Below are 23,058 nucleotides of genomic sequence, written 5' to 3'. Positions count from 1 at the left end.
CATCTCTTCTCTTGCTTTTCTATTGTATCTGAAAATCTTTGTTGATCAAACTACCGCGATCTGACTCGTAGCAAAAAATCATAGTTCACGTCTGCCTTCGACCGCTTTCATTAAAGTCACTTCGTCTGCGTATTCGATATCGGAACCAACAGATAAGCCATGTGCTAACCGTGTGACTTTGATACCAGCAGGCTTGATCAATCGTGAAAGGTAGATTGCAGTTGCTTCTCCTTCAGTGGTCGCATTCGTTGCGATGATCACTTCTTGGACCTCTGCATCATGCAAGCGTTGTAAGAGAGGAGGAATATTGATATCTTCTGGACCCGTGCCTTCCATTGGTGACAATACACCATGTAGCACATGGTACAAGCCACGATACTCACGCATCTTCTCCATCGCCATGACATCTTTTGGTTCTTCAACGACTAAAATGATACCACGATCTCTCGATGGATCTTTACAGATCTCACAAGGATCTTCTTCTGTGATATTTCCGCAAATACTACAAAAATGTAGATCACGTTTGACGCTCAATAAAGCTTTGGCAAATTCATTGACCACTTCATCCTTCATATCGATCGTATAAAAAGCTAGTCTTGTCGCTGTTTTTTGACCAATACCTGGAAGTCTCATATAACTGTCGATCAGTTTGGCAATTGGTTCTGGATATTGCATGTTCATTTCCCCTTCAGGAAAATTTAAAAGGGTAAGCCCTTAGTGTATTTTCCCATTGTTTTTTCTGATTCTGTATCGATTTTTTCTAATACGTCATTGACAGCCATCACGATCAAATCTTGTAGCATTTCTGTATCTTCTGGGTCAACTACTTCATCATTGATCTGGATATCTTTCATTCGACGATTACCAGTAAAGACGACTTTGACTAAGTCATTCGTAGAACTGCCAGTAAATTCTGTTTCATTTAGTTTTTCTTGGGCTTCGCCCATTTCTTTTTGCATTTTTTGGACTTGTTTCATCATCCCTTGCATATTTCCCATTCCGCGCATCATTAGTATCGCTCTCCTTTTCTAATCATCGATTACTGTGACTGCTGAACCGAAAAGTTCTTCAGCTTTCGTCACTACATTTTCTTGGTTTGTTTGTTCTTGAGGAAGCAATTCGATCTCGTCTGATTCATCATCAGACGCAAACGATTCTTCGGCTTCTCCATCCTTTGCTTGGACGAGATAATTTTTTCTTAGACCGGGCCAACTTTCCCGTGTGATATAGACAGGCTCTGGCGCATAATCTTTGATCATGCGACTAAGTTGGTTGTGGATCGCTAATTGAAGCTCTTCGTCATTAGCTGCGCGCTGACAGACGATTTCATAATCAAAAGCAATCACTAGTCCATTAGGTCCTGCCGCAACTGGTTCACTTGCTTTGAGCATCGCTCGCTGGGTCACTGACAAACTCATCAAAAGATCATCCCAGACTTCTTTTACTTCATTCAAGTGTTTCCTTGTCGCCTCTTTTAGTACATTATACACCCGTTCCGTGGGAATACGGTATGTACTTGGCTGTTTTTTCTGAACAGGTGATTGCGTCGTTTGCTGATTCGCAGTGACTTTCACCGTACCATTTTTGATTTCTTTGATTTCCTTTTTCAGCTCTTGGATCTCTTGTTGCAATTGTCTTACTTGTTGCTGATCGATCTCACTAGGCACTTGCTGACTTTCATTTGCTGAAGATTGAGCTAGTTTCACTGTGGCAACCTCTAAATAAATGGTCGCGCTATTTGTAAAACGCACCTCATTTTGTGTATCGCTCAAAATTTGGATCATTTGAAACAAGCGTTGTGCCGGTATTTCTTTCGCCAATGTCGTGAATGTTTCTGTTTTGACATGTGAGGTTTCCTCTAATAGATTTGGTGCTTGCTGATACATCAATAGATCACGGCAATAAGACAAGAGATCTTCTAAAAAGCGCCGTGATTCTTTTCCTGCCGCTAAAATTTGATTCAATTCTTGTAAGGCTTGTGGGATCTCTTTGCTATAACAAGCGGATAGATACGCATCCATCATCTCATTCGTCAAACTCCCCGTGACTTGCATCGCATCATCCAACGTGATCGTGCCATCACTGAAAGAAATCGCTTGGTCAAGAATACTTAACGCATCCCGCATCCCACCTTCTGCTGCTCGTGCGATGACAGTCAACGCAGGCGCTTCATAAGCAATCTCTGTTTGATCCAAGATATATTCTAAATGTTCGGTAATATCTGCTGCATTGATCCGTTTGAAATCAAAACGTTGTGTTCGAGAGATGATCGTTGCAGGGATTTTGTGCGGTTCAGTGGTTGCTAAAATAAAAATTACACTTTCTTTTGGTTCTTCCAGTGTTTTCAGTAAAGCATTGAACGCTCCAGTCGAAAGCATGTGGACTTCATCAATGATATAAATTTTGTAAGCGGCTTTTGTTGGTGCATAATTTGCTCGATCTCTGATGAAACGGATCTCCTCGACACCATTGTTACTTGCCGCATCGATTTCAATGACATCTTCTTGTGTCCCAGTCGTGATCGACTGACACATCTCACAATGATTACAAGGTTCACCATCTTTGCTGTTTGGGCAATTGATCGCCTTGGCAAATATTTTTGCCGCACTTGTTTTCCCTGTCCCTCTTGGTCCTGTAAACAAATAGGCATGTGAGGTTTTATGGGAAACAATCGCATTTTTCAATGTTTGTGTCACAGCTTTTTGTCCAACGATATCTTCAAATCGCTGTGAACGCCACACACGATAAAGTGCTTGATATGCCATAAGGATCCCCCTTCTTTTGAAAAATTCACTAACTTTTATTATACGTGATTTAGCAAAAAAAAACTACTATACTTTATTCGGTTGTAACAGAAGTGAGCAACACTTAGAAATAAGTCTTAACATTCAAAAAAGCTGCTCGTATTTTGGGATGTTTCGGCTAAATACCAATTTCGAACATCGTTTGGCTAGGTTGTGAAAGAAGCCTTAAACTCTAGACTATTAGACAGAAACATCCAAAATAGCTATTTCATCGTTGATTTTTTTGAGCTGTGTCCAAAGAGTTGCGCCTTGAACAGTATTTATCCAGATTCTGAAAAAAAGTTCAGTTCTAAAATGTATGGCTGAACGTGGAAAAGAGTTGCTCTGGTTTTCTACATCTTTCGACTGAGAGCATTTTCAGTCTCCTATGGTATAATATAAACATATACGTAGTAAAAAAATACTTGCTCACAGGGAGGACTTTTTATGGGACTTATTAAAGCAGCAACTAGCATGATCGGCGGCGGATTAGCAGATCAATGGATCGAAGTCATTGAACCAGACAATATGAGCGACACCACAGTTATGGCAAAAGGTGTCAAGGTACGTAAAGACGATAAACGAGGATCCAATCGAAAAGGTACAGAAGATGTATTGACAGACGGCACAGTCGTTCATGTCTATCCGAACATGATGATGCTCTTGGTAGATGGTGGAAAAATCATCGATTACACAGCTGAGGAAGGCTATTATACGATCAAAAATGATGCTGCCCCTTCCATGTTCAATGGTTCATTGAAAGGTGCAATCGCTGAAACCTTCGACCGCTTTAAATTTGGTGGCGTGACACCACAAAAACAACAAGTATTCTATATCAATCTACAAGAGATCAAGGGAATCAAATTTGGCACAAGCGCTCCGTTGAATTACTTTGATAATTTCTATAATGCAGAATTATTCTTACGTGCGCATGGAACGTACTCTATCCATATCACCGATCCAATCTTATTCTATACAAATGCAATTCCTAAAAATAAGACGCAAGTTGAAATTGCAGATATCAATGAACAATATTTAGCAGAATTTTTGACTGCTCTTCAATCAGCGATCAACCAAATGTCTGCTGATGGGCAACGTATTTCCTATGTCCCATCAAAAAGTTTAGAACTAAGCAAATATATGGGCACAGCGTTAGACGATTCCTGGCGTGAGCTTCGTGGGATGGAGATTGTATCTGTCGCAGTTGCTAGCATCTCTTACACAGATGATTCGGTCAAACTCATCAACATGCGTAATGAAGGTGCCATGTTAGGTGATCCTAGTGTCCGTGAGGGCTATGTGCAAGGTTCGATTGCTCGTGGGATGGAAGCTGCAGGTAAAAATGATGCCGGTGCAATGACTGGCTTTATGGGCATGGGAATGGGCATGAATGCCAATGGCTCCTACTTAGCTCAGTCCTCACAAAATAATCAAGAACAAATCAAGCAACAACAAGAAAAACAAAACCAACAAACAGCGCAAGGCACTAATGATACATGGACTTGCCCTGTCTGTGGTACCGAAAACACTGGTAAATTCTGTTCAAACTGTGGTGGTGCAAAACCAGTAGCGAATAGCCAGCCAAAGCTCGAAATGAAATGTAGCGAATGTCATGAAGTAGTGGATCTTTCAAATGGAATTCCTAAGTTTTGTCCAAATTGTGGAAAACCATTCAAAGGTATCCCACTCGACTAGTTGAAAGGGGTGCCTGAATGGATGCTTTAACACATAAATGCCCCAATTGTGGCGGACCATTGACCTTCGATCCAAAAGATCAAAAATTTCATTGTGATTATTGCTTAAATATTTATACAGAAGCAGAAGTTAGTCAATATGAAGAAGAACAAACAGCGGCCCGCGACATCAATGGGACTCAAGATCAATCAGTTGCAACGGATGACTTCACTTTTACAGCAGAAGAACAGTTCGATCAAATGGATGAAACAGAACGTCAAGCATTTGCAGATGCTGGTGGAACAACCCATACAGAGACAACAGCTGGACAGACGGCTACCGATGAGCAAAGCAACATGGAACTATTTTTATGTCCAAACTGCGGTGCAGAAATCGTCACAGAAGCCACTACAGCTGCTACCTATTGTTACTACTGCCATAATCCAGTCGTGCTATCAGGACGGTTAAGTGGTGACTTCTTACCAAATAAAGTCCTACCTTTTGCTGTGGAAAAAGAAGAAGCAATCAAACAGTTTCTCGCATGGACGAAGAAAAAATGGTTTGTACCAAAAGCATTTTTCAATCAGGATCAAATCGACAAATTAACTGGCGTTTATTTCCCTTATTGGGCAACCGATGCTGAACTAGATGGTTCCTTACAAGCCAACGGGACAGTGGTCAGGATCTGGCGTGTTGGTGATATCGAGTATACCGAAACAAAACAATATGCGGTTCACCGCGAAGGAAAGCTTTCCTTCAAAGAATTAGTAAAAAATGCTTTGTCAAAAAATACACAACAAAAAATGGTGGAGGCTGTCCAACCATTTCCATTAGCTAAAGCTATCGGATTCAAAAGTCAGTATCTTGCTGGTTTCCAAGCAGAGAAACGTGACATTGAGTACCAAGCAATCAAAGCAGATATCCAAAATGAGTTACGTGATTATTCCGAAAAATTGTTGCGAGATACAGCCAATGGCTATACTACTTTGACCGGAGTACGTACTTCTGCGGAAATCACTGGCGAAAAAAATGAATATGTCTTGTTACCGGTCTGGCTTGTTACTTACCGTAGCAACGATTCTAACAAGAAAGTCTATTATTATGCAATGAATGGCCAAACGGGTAAAGTTAGCGGTGTATTACCGATCAGTCATAAAAAACTCGCTTTGACCTCTTTTGGGATATTCACTGTTTTAGCGATCCTCTTTATGATTGGAGGCTATTTGATATGATGAGTAAAAAAAGTCTCTCCATTTTCTTTTTATTAGCTATTAGTTTACTGTGGACACCGATCGTAGGAGCTGCTACCCCAACAATCAATGACGACGCGAATTTATTTACAAGCGAACAAGTCAACACACTGAACCAACAAGCGAAAGAAATCAATGAAAAGATCAAAGGACAAGTATTTATCGTCACAACTACCTCAAATAGTTCAGAACCGAGAGATTTCGCTGACAACTATTTAAGAACCGCAATAGGAAATGATCAAAATGGTTCTGTTTTACTTTTAGATATGGGGCAACGAGAAATCTATATCTCCACTTCTGGAAATATGATCGACTATTTGACGGACCGCAGGATCGATTCGATTTTGGATGATGTCTATGATCAGATGACGAATGCAAACTATTATGCAGCAGCCCAAGCCTATTTGACCAAAGCTTCTACTTATGTAGATGAAGGAGTGCCTGGCGGTCATTATCGTATAGATGAAGCCACAGGTAAAATCACTCGGTATAAAGTTTTGACTACCGTCGAAATAGTGATTGCGGTGGCTTTGGCAGCTATCTTAAGCATCGCTTTTTATATGATCACCGCCTCACGATACCAATTGAAATCCGGGACATATAAATACCCATTCCGTGAAAAGGCAAGTATCAAATTGACGGACAAAACAGATCGTTTAACGAACTCCTTTGTCACGACTCGTCGTATCCCTAAAGCGCCACCCCCAGGAAGCGGTGGTGGTGGCAGCACGACTCATTCGAGTGGTGGCGGTACCTTTGGCGGCGGTGGCCGAAGTTTTTAATTCAATGAAAACAGAACACGAAACATGGATCAGACTATGAGGGAATCCCTCTATCTGATTCATGTTTTTTTATACTATCATTAAATACTTACACACTTACCCATACTGAAATAGTCATAGAAATAAAATTACGTTAAATAGATATATATGTTGATTTTTAATTTCATAAATGTATACTTGACTTATGTAAGCGTTTCAAAAATGAAAGGAGGTCGTACCATGAATAATAAAGAAACAGCTCCATCAATCATTCGTTTTGGAATGAAATCGGCTTGTTACTTGCTTCTTGCTTGTATCGTGAGTGGTATCTTCATTCCCTATTTATTCTATTTATTACACTGGGAAGTTCGACTGGGTGTCTTTCTCTTTCTTCCTCCCTCTTTAGCTGCTGTCATCACTGGCAATTATTATTTTATTTCAACTAATATAGGCTTTACTAAAGGATGTATCCGAACATTTCTTATTGCTACAGTCTGTCTCATGTCCGCCGCTTACTTATGGTTGTATCAAGGCATCATCTTCTAAATTCTATCGATAAAAAAGGAGTGTCGAAATGTTAACAAAGTTTACAGAAATCATTGAGCGTTATTTGGCAGGTCCAATGGCTACAATTGCCAACCAAAGACATTTACGTGCCATTCGTGATGGGATCATCGCTACATTGCCACTAATTATCGTCGGTTCGTTTTTCTTGATCATTGCTTTTCCTCCTTTACCGCCCAGTTGGGGGATCTATCAGTTCTTGTCCGAAAATGCAGCAACTATTTTATTACCCTATCGCATGACCATGTATATCATGTCTCTATATGCGACATTTGGTATCGGTGCCAGTTTAGCCAAAACCTATAAACTAGATGTTGTTTCTGGCGGGTTACTCGCTACGATTGCTTTTTTGTTGACCTTTATCCCTGTCAATATTCCTCTTGAGGCTGCGGAAGCTGCTGGTACTTCTGGTTTTGTTTTGCCTATGGCCAATCTTGGCGGTGGTGGGATGTTTGTCGGAATCATTACTTCAATTTTTGCAGTCGAAGTGTATCGTTTGACGGATAAATCGAAATTTAAAATCACAATGCCTGAGCAAGTACCTCCTGCGGTCGCTCGTTCTTTCGAAGCATTAACGCCAACCTTGATCGTGATTTTAGTCATGGCATCGATCAGCTATTACATCGGCTTTGATTGGCACACTGCCGTTTCAAAAATTGTCAGCCCTTTGATCAGCGCAACCGATACGTTGCCGAGTGTCTTGTTGCTGATTTTTCTAATCACTTTTTTCTGGGCATTCGGTATCCATGGCGTATCCATCATTGGTTCACTTGCTCGCCCCTTATGGTTGCAGATCTTAGAATCCAATACAACTGCAGCAGCAGCTGGTGAGGCGTTACCCAACATTGCAGCTGAACCTTTTTATCAATGGTTTGTTTGGATCGGTGGCGCAGGTTGTACGATCGGTTTAGCGATTCTGCTTGCCTTCACAGCCAAATCAAAATATGCTTCAAAATTAGGTAAAGCAATCATCACTCCTTCTATTTTCAATATCAATGAGCCAGTTATCTTTGGCGTACCGATCGTATTGAATCCAACACTAATCATTCCGTTTATCTTTGCTCCAATGGTTTGCGCAACCATCGCTTGGTTTGCGACTAAACTAGGCTTAGTCAGTGCTGTTACCATCACCGCACCATGGACGCTCCCTGGTCCTATTGGTGCTTACTTAGCTACAGGTGGTGACTGGCGGGCAGCCGTATTGAACATTTTATTAATCATTCTTTCCATTTTTATGTATTATCCATTCGTTAAGATTTATGATAAAAATGAATTAGCAAAAGAACAGGCTTTAGAAACTGAAACATCAAAAGAAACACCACTATCTAACTAATTTGAGAGATACTTAGAGTAAGATTGAGTCTACTTCTTTTATTTCATAAAAACAGCACCTACTTTCCTTAGAGAAAGAAGTAGGTGCTGTTTTTCATTACTGATTTTTTATTCTAGTGAAACTGATTTGTTTTAACTTATTACTTCAATACCCAGACACTGCTTGTTTCTGGATTGCTATTAGTATTCCACCATTTTGCTTCATAGGTCTTTCCTTTGTAGACAACTTGGTCACCACCAGAATATGCCTTGTTCGCTCCCCATTCTTCTGATTGTGTTTTATCTACTTTCTCCCAAGCCTGTGATGTATCAGGACGTTCTCCTCTGACCCACCATTTAGCACGGTATTGGATGCCGTTATAAATCACTAAGTCTCCTGCTGTGTAAATTTGGTCACTGCGCCAAGTATCTTGAATAACATTTTGCTCGTTGGTCTTGATTGTCACTGCCTGACTTTTTCCTGACTCATTACCTGCTCCATCATAAGCACTGACTTGGTAAGTATAGCTAGTATTGCTTGCTAGATTCGTATCAGTGAAATTCAAACCTGTTACTGAATTGATTTTTACACCGTCACGATAGATATTGTAGCCAGCCACACGTAGATTATCTGTCGCAGCAGTCCAAATGATCTGCGCGGTATTAGTCGTTACACTTCCCTGCGTCAAACCTGTTGGGATGCTTGGTGCTTCATCATCTTTTTCTTCTTGTCTTGTAACGACCGTCAAGAAGCTCGTTCTTTCTGATTCGTTCCCTGCTTCATCATAAGCGCTCACCTGATACACATATACTTCGTTACTCTTTAGATTTCCATCTAAATATTCAGGCTTATCCGTTGTTCCCACTTTTACGTTGTTCCTATAGATATTGTACCCTTTGACTTTCGTGTTATCCGAAGATGGGTTCCATGCTAATTTAACAGAATGACTTGTTACCTCATTCGCTGCAAGACCTGTTGGGATTGTCGGTGCTTCTTTGTCATTATTGTTCGTACCACCATCGATATCCCCTACTTCACCTGTCATCTCATCTCGGTATTCCCAGATTTTTTTAGTCAAGCTTGGTAGCTTTTCCATTTCGATTCGACTTTCAGCAGTCACTTGGATGCCCCATTTTTCAAAGAAAGGTTGCAAGTTTTGACCACTGATTTTTGAAGCTGCAACGACAAAATACTGACGTTTGTCTTGTTCCGTCGGCAGTGATCGTTGTTCGTTTCGATACATTTTATGTAAGTTTGGATAGAAATCTTCACCAAATGCTAATTCCAATTGCCAGAACATTCCTAATTTTGTCCAAACGTTTTGGCTATCAAATTGTTTTTGCCCTGTTCCATTCAAATAGTTGAAAATAGTTGGATAACGATTATCGCTTTCTAGACGACTACGCACGCCCAGTCCTTTTTCTGCACGCATAGAATAGATGTTTACTGTGACCTCCGTCAAGTCTTTCCAATTCATTCGTGATAATTGGTAGGTATGACCAAGTTCATGCCAAATTCCCCATTGTCCCCTAGTCGTAGGATTCAGTACTGCTCTCATTGCATCGGAGGTGCTGTTATAAGCTGTATGTTGGTAAAAAGCGTACATATAATAGCCAGACTGGATAGTTTCTCGCAAATGTTGGAACAACCCAACTGGCTTACGATGGACAGCAGAACTACCATCTAAACCAGATGTTTGATTATGGAACGTAATGACTTTCTCATGTGCATTAAGAATCGTCTCAGGATCCTTTGCATCTTGGAGTGTTCGATTCGATCCTGTCACTAACACACGGTCACTGACTAGTTCATAGCCTACTGCTGTCGGATTATCGGCAATCATTTTTGTCCATTCTTGCTGAGTTGTTTCACCAAGAATAAATCGAGGAATCGTTACCCCGCCTTTGATTTCAATACTTAGTTTTCCTTGCGCTGTTTGACCAGATTCATTACGAATGTGGATCAGACCGACTTGCGAACCAGAAATCACATTACGTCCCTTAACAAGTTGTGTTCCATTTGCCGAGCCTTCCGAAAAATTCGTTAAAGCAGGTGTAGTAACTGTATACGTCGGTAGTTGTGTTTGATCAGTTGATTCATCTACGTATATCTCGATCACATCATTCGCACGTTTATATATTCCGGTCGATTGATTAGTACTCGGACCATATGGATTATCTAAAATAGTTGATCTATATGTATTTAGATTCTCACTCTGTTTGAGTTCTAGTTTAGTAGAAATATTTTGATTGTTTTGTACGATTGCAGAAGTGGTAGCTTTTTCATTATCCCCCGAATGAATAACTTCCTCTGCGGTAGTTACATCAGAAAACATAACCATCCCTAAAAGTGCAGCGCTAAATAATAAACTTTTCTTCATTTTTAAAATAACTCCCCTAAAATCATTTTTTATTACAAAATAACTATAACATCCGCAAGAATGTGTTATTTACCAATTTTTCTTCACATCTGAAAAAAATAAAAAAATTTTTATTTTATTTATGTTTCTACTGACAATTACCTATAAAATTGCTGTTTATACCACTATCCTTACCAAACAATGATGTAAAAAATAAATAAACAACAACACGCTTGCCATATTTTCTCACAATAATAAAAAAACATGTTTAGGCTATTAATCCTCTCCCACCACCTGAAATCGAATAAGCAGTGGAAACAGAAGTAACACTTTCAGAAATAAGGCACCATCCACGAAAATTTGAAGAACAATTTTTCGTCAATGGCACCTTATTTATCAGGGCTAAACACTTCTGTCCCATCTCGTGTTAAAATAATACTAGTTTTTTCAAGCAAATAGATTTTTCTTATACTGACCGATGAGCGCCACGAGTATAAGAAGTATCCCTGAACAAAGATAAACAACTTTCACGCCAAAAAGATCAGCAATTTTCCCCATAACTAGCATCGCAGTCGAAAAAGTGCCCATATGGATTACTCCTGATATCGCATACACAGAAAGTAACTTTTCTTCTGAAGTCTTTTGCTGAATGATCGTTGCTTGCGGAATATTTTTTATCTGGAAAAAGATTCCGATCATAAACGTACAGAGAAAAACAAATGACGCATAAGGGAGCAACACGACTAGCAAAGTTGCTACACCACCCAAAAAAGAGCCTCCTACGATTGCTTTTCCTTTACTTTTATCAAAAAAGGCCGGACTTTTCATCACGATCAAACTTCCGAGTAACGCGCCAATAAAATAAGAAGTATTGATATAGCCCCACCAGTTAGCTGGTTGTTCCAATACTACCGATACAAAAACCAGCACAATAGAAGAGGCCCATGCTGTATTGGCAATTCCTTCTATTGTATCCATGATCACGACTATCCGTATCAAAGGCTCTCTCCAAACGTATCGCCAACCTTTTTTCAACTCTTGCCATTTTGAGTGCTTTGCTGCTTTTTCAACAGCTCTAGGTAGAAATAAAAATAAAACAGAACAAACTAAAAATAGTCCCACGTCTATCCAAACTAGCTCAGAAACAGAAAACCAGATAAGTAGAGAAGCACCTACCGCCCAACTTCCGATATTAACGACTTGAAGCATCGTGCTAAATAAGCTATTTGCCCGAATCAACTGATCTTTTTTGATATATCGAGGAATAAGTGCCATACTGACTGGTTCCGCACATCCATCTAAAAATGCAATACAAGCAATCAAAAAGTAAATTACGCCTAGGTTAATTGGTTTAGGCAGATAAGAGAGATAGGCTGCTAGAACAGTCAAAAAAATGGTCTTCATTATTTGACTCCATTTCAACATTCTATCAAGCGATATTTTCATGGAGAATAAGGGTGTCAAAAAGCTAGCCAACATCATTGCTCCTGTAACGACGACTGGTACAACGGCTGAAGCAAATGCTGAATTTGTCCAAGAAAAAACAGCACTGATGATTGCTACTGTATAAATCGTATCACCGATATTCGCTACTGCTTGACCGAACACCAAACACAAAAAAGCTTTTTTATCCTTCATTTTTTTCTCCTTTTTCTGCGCCTCTTCTCTTACATGTTTTTGTTGCAAGAGATCATTAATTACCAAGGAATTAATATGAGGTTTTGCCATCTCTTTTGTAATCTATATTATCACAAGTCAGACTTTTAAAATTAGAGATTAGAATAATAAAAATATTCGGGTCATAATTTGATTTACACCCAATTATTTGGTAGAATTAAGCAAACATTCGGGTTGAAAATACGTTTAAACCCAATTATTTGCCTAGGAGAATTATTATGTCTAGTAATTTATACAAAAATGAGCTAATTGATTATTTAAAAAATAAATCAGAAGTTTCCACACAAGAACTCTTGCTATTTTATCGGCAATTCACTCCCGAATTACCATTGAATACCTTACGTTGGCGAATTTATGCGCTCAAACAACAAGGAATCATATATAGTCCCAAAAGAGGTGTCTATGCACTCAATGAAAAGGAGACATTTGCTTTAGCACCTAATGATAAAATTTTACGCATAGCCAACCTTTTACAAACCAAGTTTCCGTATATGAATTTCAGTATATACTCTACAGGATGGATTGGGAATCTATCCAATCACATGTATCAGACAAATAATCTGATCATTGAGATTGAGATTGATACCTTAAATGCTGCCTTTCATTATTTGAAGGAACGGTTTCCAAATACTTTTGTATCTCCGGATCAAAAGATGTATGACTACTATATTAACCCTTCAGAAGAAAATATTATTGTAAATAGGTTATATGTTGATGCTCCTTTAAATAGGTTTGATGGAAGCTTTTATACTCCTAAAATAGAAAAATTAATTGTCGATTTGCTTGTGAACAATCCGATTATTCTTCCAATCAGTTCTTCAGAAATCCATACAATTATCTCTACTGCTCTAGATACGTACAATATTAATTATTCAACACTTACCCGTTACGCAAACAAGAGAAATGTACACCAAGAACTTAAAAAAATATTGCCTATATAAGGAGAAGAAGAATGATTCAAGAATCAAGTTTTACTACTGACTGGTATGCCTCTGTAGAAAATAACTATCAAAACTTAGATCATAACTTATTGGACAAAGTAACTCACGCTTTATATTTACTAGAAAAGCTTACAGATACTCAATTAGAGTTTATTTTCAAGGGTGGAACTTGTTTACTTTTATTACTGGAAAAAATCAAACGATTCTCTATTGATATTGATATTGTTATTACTGAAATAATCTCCAAAGAAAAACTTTCTAATACGTTACAAACAATTATTGACTGTTCTATTTTTACCCGATTTGAAGAACAATCACGCTATCAAACTGAGATTCCAAAGGTCCATTTCAAGTTTTTCTATCCATCGCCATTAGATGGTACAGAATCTTATGTGTTACTTGATATTTTATTTGAACCCTCTCCCTACAATCATTTAATAGAACTTCCAATCAAAAGTCCTTTTGTTGTTACTTCACCACCAAACAAAATAGTTTCCGTCCCAGATATCGAAAACATTCTAGGCGATAAGTTAACTGCATTTGCCCCAAATACTACTGGTATTCCTTACAATAAAGGAAAAGAAATGGAAATTATTAAGCAGTTATTTGATATTGAAAGTTTATTTGATCAAGCAATTGATTTAGGTAAAATAAGAGCTGCATTCATCAAATGTGCTAAACAAGAACTTATATATCGCGAATTAAGTAGCTTGAATCCTGAGGATGTTTTAGACGATATCTTAAAGACCGCATGTATCATTGGAGGGCGTGGTAGTAGCTATAAAGAAACATTCTTAAAATTAGAAGATGGAATACGTAGAATCAAGTCTCATATCATTAGTAGAAACTATATTTTAGAAGAAGCTGTGGTCAGTGCTTCTAAAGCTGCATATTTAGCTTGTCTGTTAAAATCTAATCATACTAATATTGACCATTACAATTCCTCTAAACCTTTATCTGAGCTAACTGGTGTTCCACTCTTTAAAAAAATGGGAAAGATTAAAAAATTTAGTCCAGAAGCATATTATTATTTTGTGAAGGCTCAAGAAATTATTTAGATATAACAAACGAATAAACCTAACATTTAAGATTATTCGTAAACACATAACCAGTAATCAGAAGAAACAGCAAATCGTTTTGCAGTTTTTATGAGCTCTACATAAGAATTACAAAAGATCAAAAAAAACAGACTATCCTGATAGGATAGTCTGTTAAACCTTGACTTAACAATGGTTTGATTATTCTGCAGCGTTTTCGTCTTTGAGACCGTATTTTTTGTTGAAACGGTCCACACGTCCGTCTGCTTGTGTGAATTTTTGACGTCCAGTGTAGAATGGATGTGAGTCAGAAGTTACTTCGACACGGATGACTGGGTATGTATTACCGTCTTCCCATTCAACTGTTTCTTGTGAAGTTTTTGTTGAACCTGACAAGAATTTGAAACCAGTTGTAGAATCCAAAAATACGACTGGATGGTAATCTGGATGGATATTTTCTTTCATGCTATTCGCTCCTTTGCCCTGCTTCATTTGCTGAACCAGAGTTGATTTGTCGATTTACAACATTTACATCTTACCATGTTTCCTATAAGCTTGCAATTATCTTTTTAAATTTCTTGTGGGATTTTTTTTGCCAAAAGAAACATCTTGGAAATCTTTAAAAAATTGTTGGTTATTTTTAGTTTTTCGCAAGAAACGAATCAATTGTTCCGTATATTCTAATGAGTCGCCAATCATATGCTTACGGAGTTTCCAGATTTCTTCTAGCTGATCACTATCCATCAATAACTCTTCTTTACGAGTACCTGATTTTTTGATGTCGATAGCAGGGAAAATACGTCGCTCTGATAGTTCACGAGAGAGTTGTAATTCTAAGTTCCCTGTTCCTTTGAATTCTTCGTAGATGACATCATCCATCCGACTCCCTGTATCAACTAATGCCGTAGCCAAAATCGTTAAGCTACCGCCTTCTTCAATATTTCTGGCAGCGCCAAAGAATTTTTTCGGTTTGTACAGTGCAGCAGGATCGATCCCTCCGCTCAATGTACGACCACTTGGTGGTACCACTAGATTATAAGCACGAGCCAAGCGAGTGATACTGTCCATCAAGATGACGACATCCCGTTTATCTTCAACTAAACGCATGGCACGCTCTAAAACCAATTCAGAAACCCGCGTGTGGTTTTGTGGTTGCAGATCAAATGTGGAAGAAACCACATCGCCTTTGACACTACGCTCAAGATCGGTTACTTCTTCAGGTCTTTCGTCGATCAATAGGACGATCAATTCCACTTCTGGATGATTTTCAGTGATTCCATTAGCGATTTCTTTCAAGATGGATGTTTTTCCTGCTTTCGGCGGTGCAACGATCAACCCACGTTGTCCAAAGCCAATCGGCGAGAAAATATCGATCATGCGTGTTGCAATTTGTTGCGGTGTCGTTTCTAAACGAAGTTGCTTCTCCGGATAAAGCGGCGTCAATGCTGGGAAATGCGGGCGCTCTTTCGCATCTTCCGGATCTCTCCCATTGACACTTTCAACGTGCATCAATCCGTAATATCGTTCTGATTCTTTAGGCGGTCTTGCTTTACCAGCTACTTTGTCACCGTTTCTTAAACTGAAGCGACGAATTTGGGAGGCAGAGATATAAATATCTTCGACACTTGGCCCATAGTTGATCGGACGCAAAAAACCATAGCCGTCTTGTCCAACAATATCTAAAATCCCCTCCATATAGTAAAAGCCTTGTTTTTCAGCCTGAGCTCGAATAACAGCTAGGGATAATTCCTTTTTGTTCATCTTACTATAATAAGGAATCTTGAATTCTTTTGCATAACTGTAAACATCTTTTAGTGTTTTGTTTTCCAGTTCGGCCATTGTCAAATAATCGCTCATTCGGCTTCCACTTCCTCCACCATTTTGATACTTGCTCCAATTGCTGTTAATTTCTCGATGATATGATCATAGCCACGCAAAATATATTCGACATTATAAATCGTTGTCGTGCCTTCTGCCATCAATCCAGCAATGACTAAACAAGCACCTGCACGCAAATCTGAGGCAACGACCTCCGCGCCATGAAGTTTATTCGGCCCATTCAGGATGATCATATTCCCTTCTACTGAGATATCAGCACCCATTCGTGCTAATTCAGGAACATGATTCACTCGCTTCGAATAGATCGTATCCACGATCTCAGCAGTTCCAGTAGTCATCAATAATAACGGTGTCAACGGTTGTTGTAAGTCTGTGGCAAAACCTGGATACGGATAAGTCATCACATTCGCGGCTTTTAAATTCTTTGAAGGATAGACTTCGATCTCATCTTCACTGATTTTCATGCTCACACCGATTTCTTGAAGTTTAGCAATAAAACTTTCAAGATGCTCATAGATCACATTCTTGATTTTTATACCATTTCCTGCAGCAGCAGCTACAGCCAAATAAGTCCCTGCTTCGATACGGTCAGGAATCATGAAATGACGACAGCCATGCAGTTCTTCTACTCCTTCAATACGAATCACGTCAGTGCCTGCTCCACGGATCTTGGCACCCATATTGTTCAATAATGTCGCAACATCAATGATTTCAGGTTCACGCGCCGCATTTTCGATCGTCGTCTGTCCTTTTGCTTTTACTGCGGCTAACATGATATTGATCGTTGCACCAACAGAAATCACATCCATAAACACACGATTTCCATGAAGCGTTTTGTTTTCTGTTCGTAGGTACATCGCACCATGTTCATTTGTGACTTTTGCTCCTAACGCTTCAAATCCTTTGATATGAAGGTCGATTGGACGCGGACCAAGGTAACAGCCGCCTGGTAGACCAACAACTGCTTCGCCAAATTTAGCTAATAACGTGCCCATAAAATAGTAAGAAGCACGCAAGCTATTGATCTTCCCACTTGGCATCGGTACTGAAACGACACCGCGTGGATCGATTTCTAATACATTGTTTTCAAAACGGACAGTCGCGCCCATGATTTCTAAAATTTCTATCAATGAATGAACATCTTGAATGTCAGGTACACCTTCCAAGATCACAGGAGAATCTGCTAAAATCGCTGCTGGTATTAAGGCAACTGCACTGTTTTTAGCACCACTGATCGTTACTTCACCAGTCAATGGACGATTTCCTTCGATGATTATTTTTTTCATTTGTTCCCCACCTTGTTTATTCCTCAAATTTTATACATATGCTTGTATTTTATCATAGATGAAACGAAGAAACGAGTATCGTTCCTTTTATTTAAATAAAAAAAGAGAACAATCGCCGGATCGGCACATTGTTCTCTTCTATCAGTTATCTCGTTTGATCTAACTTTAATCGATTATGCTTTGTTAGCAGAACCGAACCAGTCGATATGAGATTCAGCATCTTTAACGATTGCTGCTTTACCTGGTGCTAATAATTTACGAGGGTCAAATCCTTTACCTTCGCGGTCTTTACCAGCTTCGATATATTCACGAGTTGCTGCAGCAAATGATAATTGGAATTCAGTGTTCACATTTACTTTAGAAATACCCATTGAGATAGCTTTTTCGATTTGATCTTGAGGAATACCAGATCCGCCGTGTAATACTAAAGGTACATCTGAACCTACAGCATCAGCAATTGCTTGTAAGTGATCAAATGCTAATCCGCTCCAGTTTTCTGGATATTGACCGTGGATGTTACCAATACCACATGCTAAGTAGTCAATACCTGTTGCTACCATTTGTTTACATTCTTCGATGTCTGCTAATTCGCCTGTTCCGATGATTCCATCTTCTTCTCCACCGATTGAACCAACTTCACACTCAACTGAGATTCCTTTAGCGTGAGCTTTTTCAACAACGTCTCTAGCTAATTTCAAGTTTTCTTCGAATGGTAAATGAGAACCATCGAACATAACTGAAGTATAGCCAACTTCGATACATTCTAATGCTGCATCGTAGTCACCATGGTCTAAATGGATTGCCACTGGAACAGTGATGTTCATTGATTCAACTAAATTAGTGATCATGTCTTTACATACTTTGTAACCACCCATGTATTTAGCTGCACCCATTGAAGTTTGGATAAGTACTGGTGCTTTTTTAGCTTCAGCTGCTTCTAAGATCGCTTGAGTCCATTCTAAGTTGTTTGTGTTGAACCCGCCGACAGCATAACCGCCTTTACGAGCAGCTTGTAAAAATTCAGCTCCTGATACTACTGGCATAATAAATTCCTCCTAAATTTTGTGAAAACTAAATTTGTTAAGATGATCCTTAACCAACGAACCTATTTTACCAAACATTTCACTAGTTTTCTACTAAAATCAATAAAAATGAAAATTTTCAAGACGCTTTTTTCATTAAATAAATAAAATTCACTGAAATATCGTAGGTAAAAGGTTCTCTATAAACATTTAAAATATTTATTAATAACAATTCTAATAATTTGACACCCGCTGATTTTGACGGATCAATTCCTAGTATTTTTTATTTTGATTCGCGTTCCGTTAACGAAGCACCAACAAATGCCTTGATCAATTTCTGTGGACGGTTCGGACGTGAGATCAATTCTGGATGGAATTGACATCCAACAAAGAATTTCTTCTCGGTGATCTCAACGATCTCAACTAAACGATTGTCTGGAGATACACCTGAAAAGACTAAACCATGTGCTTCAAATTGTTGACGATATTTGTTGTTGAATTCATAGCGATGACGGTGACGTTCTTGGACAACTTCTGCACCATCATAAGCTGTAGCAGTAGTCGTGCCTTTTTTGACTTTACATGGGTAAAGCCCTAAACGCAATGTTCCACCAAGATTTTCAACGTTCTCTTGATCTGCCATCAAGTCGATGATGTTGTTTGTCGTTTCTGGAATTGTTTCTGCTGAAGCAGCATCTTCTAGACCTACGACATTGCGAGCAAATTCAACACAAGCCATTTGCATCCCTAAACAAATCCCTAAGAATGGGACATCATTTTCACGAGCATAACGAATGGCTTCGATTTTCCCTTCGATTCCTCGATCACCAAAACCACCTGGTACTAAGATCCCATCTGCCTCTTTCAATCGTTCGTCCACATTTTCACTCGTCAATTCATGTGCTTTGACCCAATCCAATTCGATATCTGCATCAAATGCAAAGCCTGAATGTTTCAATGCTTCCACAACTGAAATATACGCATCAGGTAATTCAACATATTTCCCTACTAAAGCAATGCGAACTTTTTTCTTCAAGTTCAAGACACGATTTTCTAATGCTTTCCATTCTGTCATATCTGCTTCTGGCGTTGAGAGCTTCAAATGATCACAAACGATCCGATCCATTCCTTGTGATTGCAATAATAACGGGATTGAATATAGTGTATCTACGTCTGGTGATTCGATCACGGCTTCTGGTTCAACGTCACAAAATTGTGCCAATTTATTTTTGACATCTTGAGATACAGGTTGCTCTGTGCGCACGACTAAGATATTTGGTTGGATACCTAATCCACGTAACTCTTTCACGCTATGTTGTGTTGGTTTAGTTTTCATTTCACCAGCCGCTTTTAAATAAGGAATCAACGTTGTATGGATATACATCACGTTATCAGAACCAACATCAGCTTTCATTTGACGCAACGCTTCTAAGAATGGCAGTGATTCAATATCCCCAACTGTGCCGCCGACCTCTGTAATAATGATATCTGAGTCAGTCATTTTAGCTGCACGCATGATTTTTTCTTTGATTTCATTCGTAATATGCGGAATCACTTGGACAGTTGCGCCTAAGTACTCCCCTTTACGTTCTTTACGTAAAACTTCTGAATAAATTTTTCCTGTCGTCACATTGGAGTATTTGTTCAAGTTGATGTCAATAAAACGTTCGTAGTGGCCTAAGTCCAAATCCGTTTCTGCTCCATCATCCGTAACGAAAACTTCTCCGTGTTGGTATGGACTCATTGTCCCTGGGTCCACGTTGATGTATGGATCAAATTTTTGGATCGTTACTTTCAATCCACGATTTTTCAACAAACGGCCTAAAGATGCTGCTACGATCCCTTTACCAATCGATGAAACCACGCCGCCTGTCACAAAAATGTATTTTGTCATATGTTCAAAAACTCCTTCTTGTTTTATCTGCAGGAAAAGTCTAAGAAAATAAATAAGGCTCCCTATCCTTCTAAAGAATAGGGAGCGTTGATTTCTGTAAACTTCTGACCCTCTAAAAGGGTGCCCAAGGTGTATATTACAAGCTATCTAAACGAAAGTCAAGTATTCAATTGTGATTGAACAAATTCACTAAACAAGGATACACTCACTTTCGTAAAAGACTTTGATTAGTATTCAATTGATCAAAGTAAGAGGGAAAATGGCAACATAGGAAATGTTACCGAAATTTTAGGAAAATATAGGCAGAAAATGTTACTATTAATATTGAATTAAAAAATATATCCAGAAAAGAGGAATATTTATGAAAGAATCTTATTTTGATGGTGGACTTGCTACTTATATTGGTACATCGATTTTAGCTTCACTTATCACCATATTAACGTTAGGTATCTGCGCACCTTGGGGATTTTGTTTTTTGTATAATTGGAAAATCAAACATACTGTAATCAACGGAAAAAGACTTTATTTCGATGGTACAGCAATGCAATTATTTGGTCATTGGATCAAATGGTTATTACTCACTCTCATTACTTTAGGAATATATGGTTTCTGGTTAACTATTAAATTAGAACAATGGCGAGTGAAACACACACATACAATCGATTGATGTTTACATATGATATGAAATAAATAGCAGTAAATCAGTTCCTTAAAATTCATCGCAAAACTAATCAATATACTTACAAGAAATGCATATTCCGTAGATAAAAAAATGCCGAATCATGGATGTTACTCCATAGATTCGGCATTTTACATTTTTTATTATTTTCTACAAACTGGATTAATAAAGCTCTAAATATTGTTCTCTTTCCCATTCAGAAACGGTTTGTCTAAAGGCAGCCCATTCCAGACGTTTTGCCTCCACAAAGTTTGCAAAGATATGATTGCCTAACGCATCGATCATTACTTTGTCTTTGCGTAATTCTTTGATGGCATTGTGGATCGTTGATGGCAGATCTTGGATTTGTGCTTCTTCACGTTCTTCTTCGTTCATCACGTAGATGTTACGATCAACAGCCGGTGGTGGTGTCAATTCATTTCGGATACCATCTAAACCTGCTTGTAATAAAACAGCCATTGCTAGGTATGGGTTCGCTGCTGGATCGACAGAACGTAATTCTAAACGAGTGGATAAACCACGAGATTCCGGTACACGTACCAATGGCGAACGATTACGTCCACTCCATGCCACATAAACAGGTGCTTCGTAGCCTGGAACTAAACGTTTATAAGAGTTGACCGTTGGATTGCAGACTGCCGTATACGCGCGCGCATGTTTCAATAAGCCACCTAAGAAATGATACGCAGTTTGACTTAATTCTAAATCTCCGTCTTTATCGTAAAAGGCATTTCCATCTTCATTGAATAGAGACATATTGCAGTGCATGCCAGAACCGTTGATCCCGAATAATGGTTTTGGCATGAAAGTCGCATGCAAGCCATGTTTACGAGCGATGGTTTTCACAACTAATTTAAACGTTTGGATATTGTCACAAGCATCAACGACATCCGCATATTTGAAGTCGATCTCGTGTTGTCCAGGAGCCACTTCATGGTGAGAAGCCTCCACTTCAAAGCCTAAGCTTTCTAATTCCAGTACGATATCTCGACGGCAATTTTCGCCTAGATCCGTTGGTGCAAAATCGAAGTAACCACCTTTGTCATTCAACGTCGTTGTGATGCCACCATCTTCATCTAATTTGAACAAGAAGAATTCTGGTTCAGGTCCTAAATTAAATGAGGTAAAGCCAAGTTTTTTCATATCATTTAATGAACGTTTCAGATTGCCACGAGGGTCACCAGCAAACGGAGTACCGTCCGGATTATAAATATCACAAATCAGGCGCGCCACTTTGCCGTGGTCGCTTTCCCATGGGAAAATCATCCAAGTAGAAAGATCAGGATACAAGTACATATCACTTTCTTCGATTCTGACAAATCCTTCAATCGAAGAACCATCAAACATCATTTTATTCTCAAGTACTTTGTCGATTTGACTCACTGGAACTTCAACATTTTTGATTGTTCCTAATATATCTGTAAACATCAAACGTAAAAAGCGTACGTTCTCATCCTCAATGATTCGTTTAATCTCTTCGCCTGTGATTTGTTTCTTTACCATGGTATCCCTCTTTCTTTTTTTTATTTCATTCAGTCAAAGTATTGACGTTGTTGCAAGCCTTGTGACTGATAATGTCCTGTTTTGGCTAACCCGCCTTGAGCTAATATCTCATCACGGAAAATTTGACGAACGTCGTGATCGGTCAGCGGTTTTTTACTTTTTTCTTCTTGTTTTTTCGCCTGTGCCATTTCATAGACCCGTTTGATTCCAGCCATATTCAATCCTTCTGAAAGATAGTCTTTGATCTCTAATAAAATATCGATATCATTCAGTGAATACATGCGTCGATTCCCTTCACTTCTCTCAGGGTGAACAAATTCCTGTTCTTCATAATACCTGATTTGTCGAGCAGTCAAGTCTGTTAGTTTCATAACTGTACCAATTGGAAATACTGACATTGAACGACGTAATTCCTTTTCTCCCATCTGACGTCTCCTTTCGTCCTATCAATTGAATAAAGTATACCAATCACAAAAA

The 23,058-nt window shown here is 38.8% G+C and carries 20 protein-coding genes; 8 read left to right on the top strand and 12 right to left on the bottom strand.

The window, feature by feature from the left end; translation table 11 throughout:
- Positions 1–78: 78 nt before the first annotated feature.
- From recR to dnaX, 3 genes are read right to left on the bottom strand one after another with little or no spacing between them, the layout of a single operon-like run.
- Entirely contained in the window at positions 79–675 is a 597-nt protein-coding gene (recR, locus tag IGJ19_RS03790) for a recombination mediator RecR (protein ID WP_019722633.1), read from the bottom strand.
- 23 nt (positions 676–698) lie between these two features.
- Positions 699–1,010: a YbaB/EbfC family nucleoid-associated protein gene (locus IGJ19_RS03785; protein WP_010736051.1), complete on the bottom strand. Its 312-nt coding sequence runs from the start codon at positions 1,008–1,010 to the stop codon at positions 699–701.
- Positions 1,011–1,028: 18 nt separating this feature from the next.
- Positions 1,029–2,765, bottom strand: coding sequence for a DNA polymerase III subunit gamma/tau (gene dnaX, locus IGJ19_RS03780; RefSeq protein WP_142432930.1), 1,737 nt, complete (start codon positions 2,763–2,765; stop codon positions 1,029–1,031).
- 465 nt (positions 2,766–3,230) lie between these two features.
- On the opposite strand from dnaX, the gene IGJ19_RS03775 reads away from it, so the two are divergent.
- The 5 genes from IGJ19_RS03775 (at position 3,231) to IGJ19_RS03755 (ending at position 8,365) form a co-directional block, all read left to right on the top strand.
- A complete protein-coding gene (locus tag IGJ19_RS03775; protein ID WP_430604427.1) occupies positions 3,231–4,478 on the top strand; it encodes an SPFH domain-containing protein in 1,248 nt (415 codons plus the stop codon).
- A 17-nt stretch (positions 4,479–4,495) separates the two neighbouring features.
- Positions 4,496–5,689 (top strand): TFIIB-type zinc ribbon-containing protein, encoded by a 1,194-nt coding sequence (locus IGJ19_RS03770; RefSeq protein ID WP_430604426.1) that lies wholly within the window; start codon positions 4,496–4,498, stop codon positions 5,687–5,689.
- Complete coding sequence (locus IGJ19_RS03765; RefSeq protein WP_142432928.1) at positions 5,686–6,489, top strand: TPM domain-containing protein; 804 nt, start codon at positions 5,686–5,688, stop codon at positions 6,487–6,489. Before IGJ19_RS03770 ends, IGJ19_RS03765 begins: the two co-directional genes overlap by 4 nt.
- Positions 6,490–6,708: 219 nt before the next feature.
- Positions 6,709–7,014 (top strand): hypothetical protein, encoded by a 306-nt coding sequence (locus IGJ19_RS03760; protein WP_071867004.1) that lies wholly within the window; start codon positions 6,709–6,711, stop codon positions 7,012–7,014.
- Between the two features lie 28 nt (positions 7,015–7,042).
- Positions 7,043–8,365, top strand: a complete 1,323-nt coding sequence (locus IGJ19_RS03755) for a PTS sugar transporter subunit IIC (RefSeq protein ID WP_019722638.1) — start codon at positions 7,043–7,045, stop codon at positions 8,363–8,365.
- Positions 8,366–8,504: 139 nt separating this feature from the next.
- On the opposite strand, the gene IGJ19_RS03750 is transcribed toward IGJ19_RS03755, so the two are convergent.
- Together IGJ19_RS03750 and IGJ19_RS03745 are read right to left on the bottom strand one after the other, a co-directional pair.
- Positions 8,505–10,724, bottom strand: coding sequence for a M60 family metallopeptidase (locus IGJ19_RS03750; RefSeq protein WP_142432927.1), 2,220 nt, complete (start codon positions 10,722–10,724; stop codon positions 8,505–8,507).
- A 426-nt stretch (positions 10,725–11,150) separates the two neighbouring features.
- A complete protein-coding gene (locus IGJ19_RS03745) occupies positions 11,151–12,341 on the bottom strand; it encodes an MFS transporter (protein WP_430604425.1) in 1,191 nt (396 codons plus the stop codon).
- 257 nt (positions 12,342–12,598) lie between these two features.
- Between IGJ19_RS03745 and IGJ19_RS03740 the strand changes: the two genes are divergently transcribed.
- Positions 12,599–13,321 carry a DUF6577 family protein gene (locus IGJ19_RS03740; protein WP_071867007.1) on the top strand — a complete coding sequence of 241 codons (723 nt, stop codon included), beginning with the start codon at positions 12,599–12,601 and terminating at the stop codon, positions 13,319–13,321.
- Between the two features lie 11 nt (positions 13,322–13,332).
- Positions 13,333–14,379 (top strand): nucleotidyl transferase AbiEii/AbiGii toxin family protein, encoded by a 1,047-nt coding sequence (locus IGJ19_RS03735; protein WP_142433769.1) that lies wholly within the window; start codon positions 13,333–13,335, stop codon positions 14,377–14,379.
- A gap of 180 nt (positions 14,380–14,559) precedes the next feature.
- Here the strand turns inward: IGJ19_RS03735 and IGJ19_RS03730 are convergent, their stop codons facing one another.
- The 5 genes from IGJ19_RS03730 to IGJ19_RS03710 all read right to left on the bottom strand — a co-directional run bounded on the left by IGJ19_RS03730 (position 14,560) and on the right by IGJ19_RS03710 (position 20,399).
- Positions 14,560–14,823: a type B 50S ribosomal protein L31 gene (locus tag IGJ19_RS03730; RefSeq protein WP_010736059.1), complete on the bottom strand. Its 264-nt coding sequence runs from the start codon at positions 14,821–14,823 to the stop codon at positions 14,560–14,562.
- Positions 14,824–14,919: 96 nt separating this feature from the next.
- A complete protein-coding gene (gene rho / locus IGJ19_RS03725) occupies positions 14,920–16,215 on the bottom strand; it encodes a transcription termination factor Rho (RefSeq protein WP_010736060.1) in 1,296 nt (431 codons plus the stop codon).
- Positions 16,212–17,483, bottom strand: a complete 1,272-nt coding sequence (locus IGJ19_RS03720) for a UDP-N-acetylglucosamine 1-carboxyvinyltransferase (protein ID WP_071867010.1) — start codon at positions 17,481–17,483, stop codon at positions 16,212–16,214. The genes rho and IGJ19_RS03720 overlap by 4 nt, the downstream gene beginning before the upstream one ends.
- A gap of 173 nt (positions 17,484–17,656) precedes the next feature.
- Entirely contained in the window at positions 17,657–18,526 is an 870-nt protein-coding gene (locus IGJ19_RS03715; protein WP_010736062.1) for a class II fructose-bisphosphate aldolase, read from the bottom strand.
- 262 nt (positions 18,527–18,788) lie between these two features.
- Positions 18,789–20,399, bottom strand: a complete 1,611-nt coding sequence (locus IGJ19_RS03710; RefSeq protein WP_034689095.1) for a CTP synthase — start codon at positions 20,397–20,399, stop codon at positions 18,789–18,791.
- Positions 20,400–20,760: 361 nt separating this feature from the next.
- Between IGJ19_RS03710 and IGJ19_RS03705 the strand changes: the two genes are divergently transcribed.
- The gene (locus IGJ19_RS03705; protein WP_071867011.1) at positions 20,761–21,066 is read left to right on the top strand and encodes a DUF898 family protein; all 306 of its coding nucleotides are present in this window, start codon (positions 20,761–20,763) and stop codon (positions 21,064–21,066) included.
- Positions 21,067–21,240: 174 nt separating this feature from the next.
- Here the strand turns inward: IGJ19_RS03705 and glnA are convergent, their stop codons facing one another.
- On the bottom strand, positions 21,241–22,581 hold the full coding sequence (gene glnA / locus IGJ19_RS03700; RefSeq protein ID WP_010736064.1) for a type I glutamate--ammonia ligase: 1,341 nt from the start codon (positions 22,579–22,581) through the stop codon (positions 21,241–21,243).
- Between the two features lie 29 nt (positions 22,582–22,610).
- A complete protein-coding gene (locus IGJ19_RS03695) occupies positions 22,611–23,006 on the bottom strand; it encodes a MerR family transcriptional regulator (protein ID WP_010736065.1) in 396 nt (131 codons plus the stop codon).
- Positions 23,007–23,058: the final 52 nt, after the last annotated feature.

This window comes from Enterococcus sp. DIV1368b, from assembly GCF_050529595.1.
Lineage (GTDB): Bacteria > Bacillota > Bacilli > Lactobacillales > Enterococcaceae > Enterococcus_B > Enterococcus_B mundtii.
This window is presented reverse-complemented; position numbering and strand designations above follow the sequence as displayed.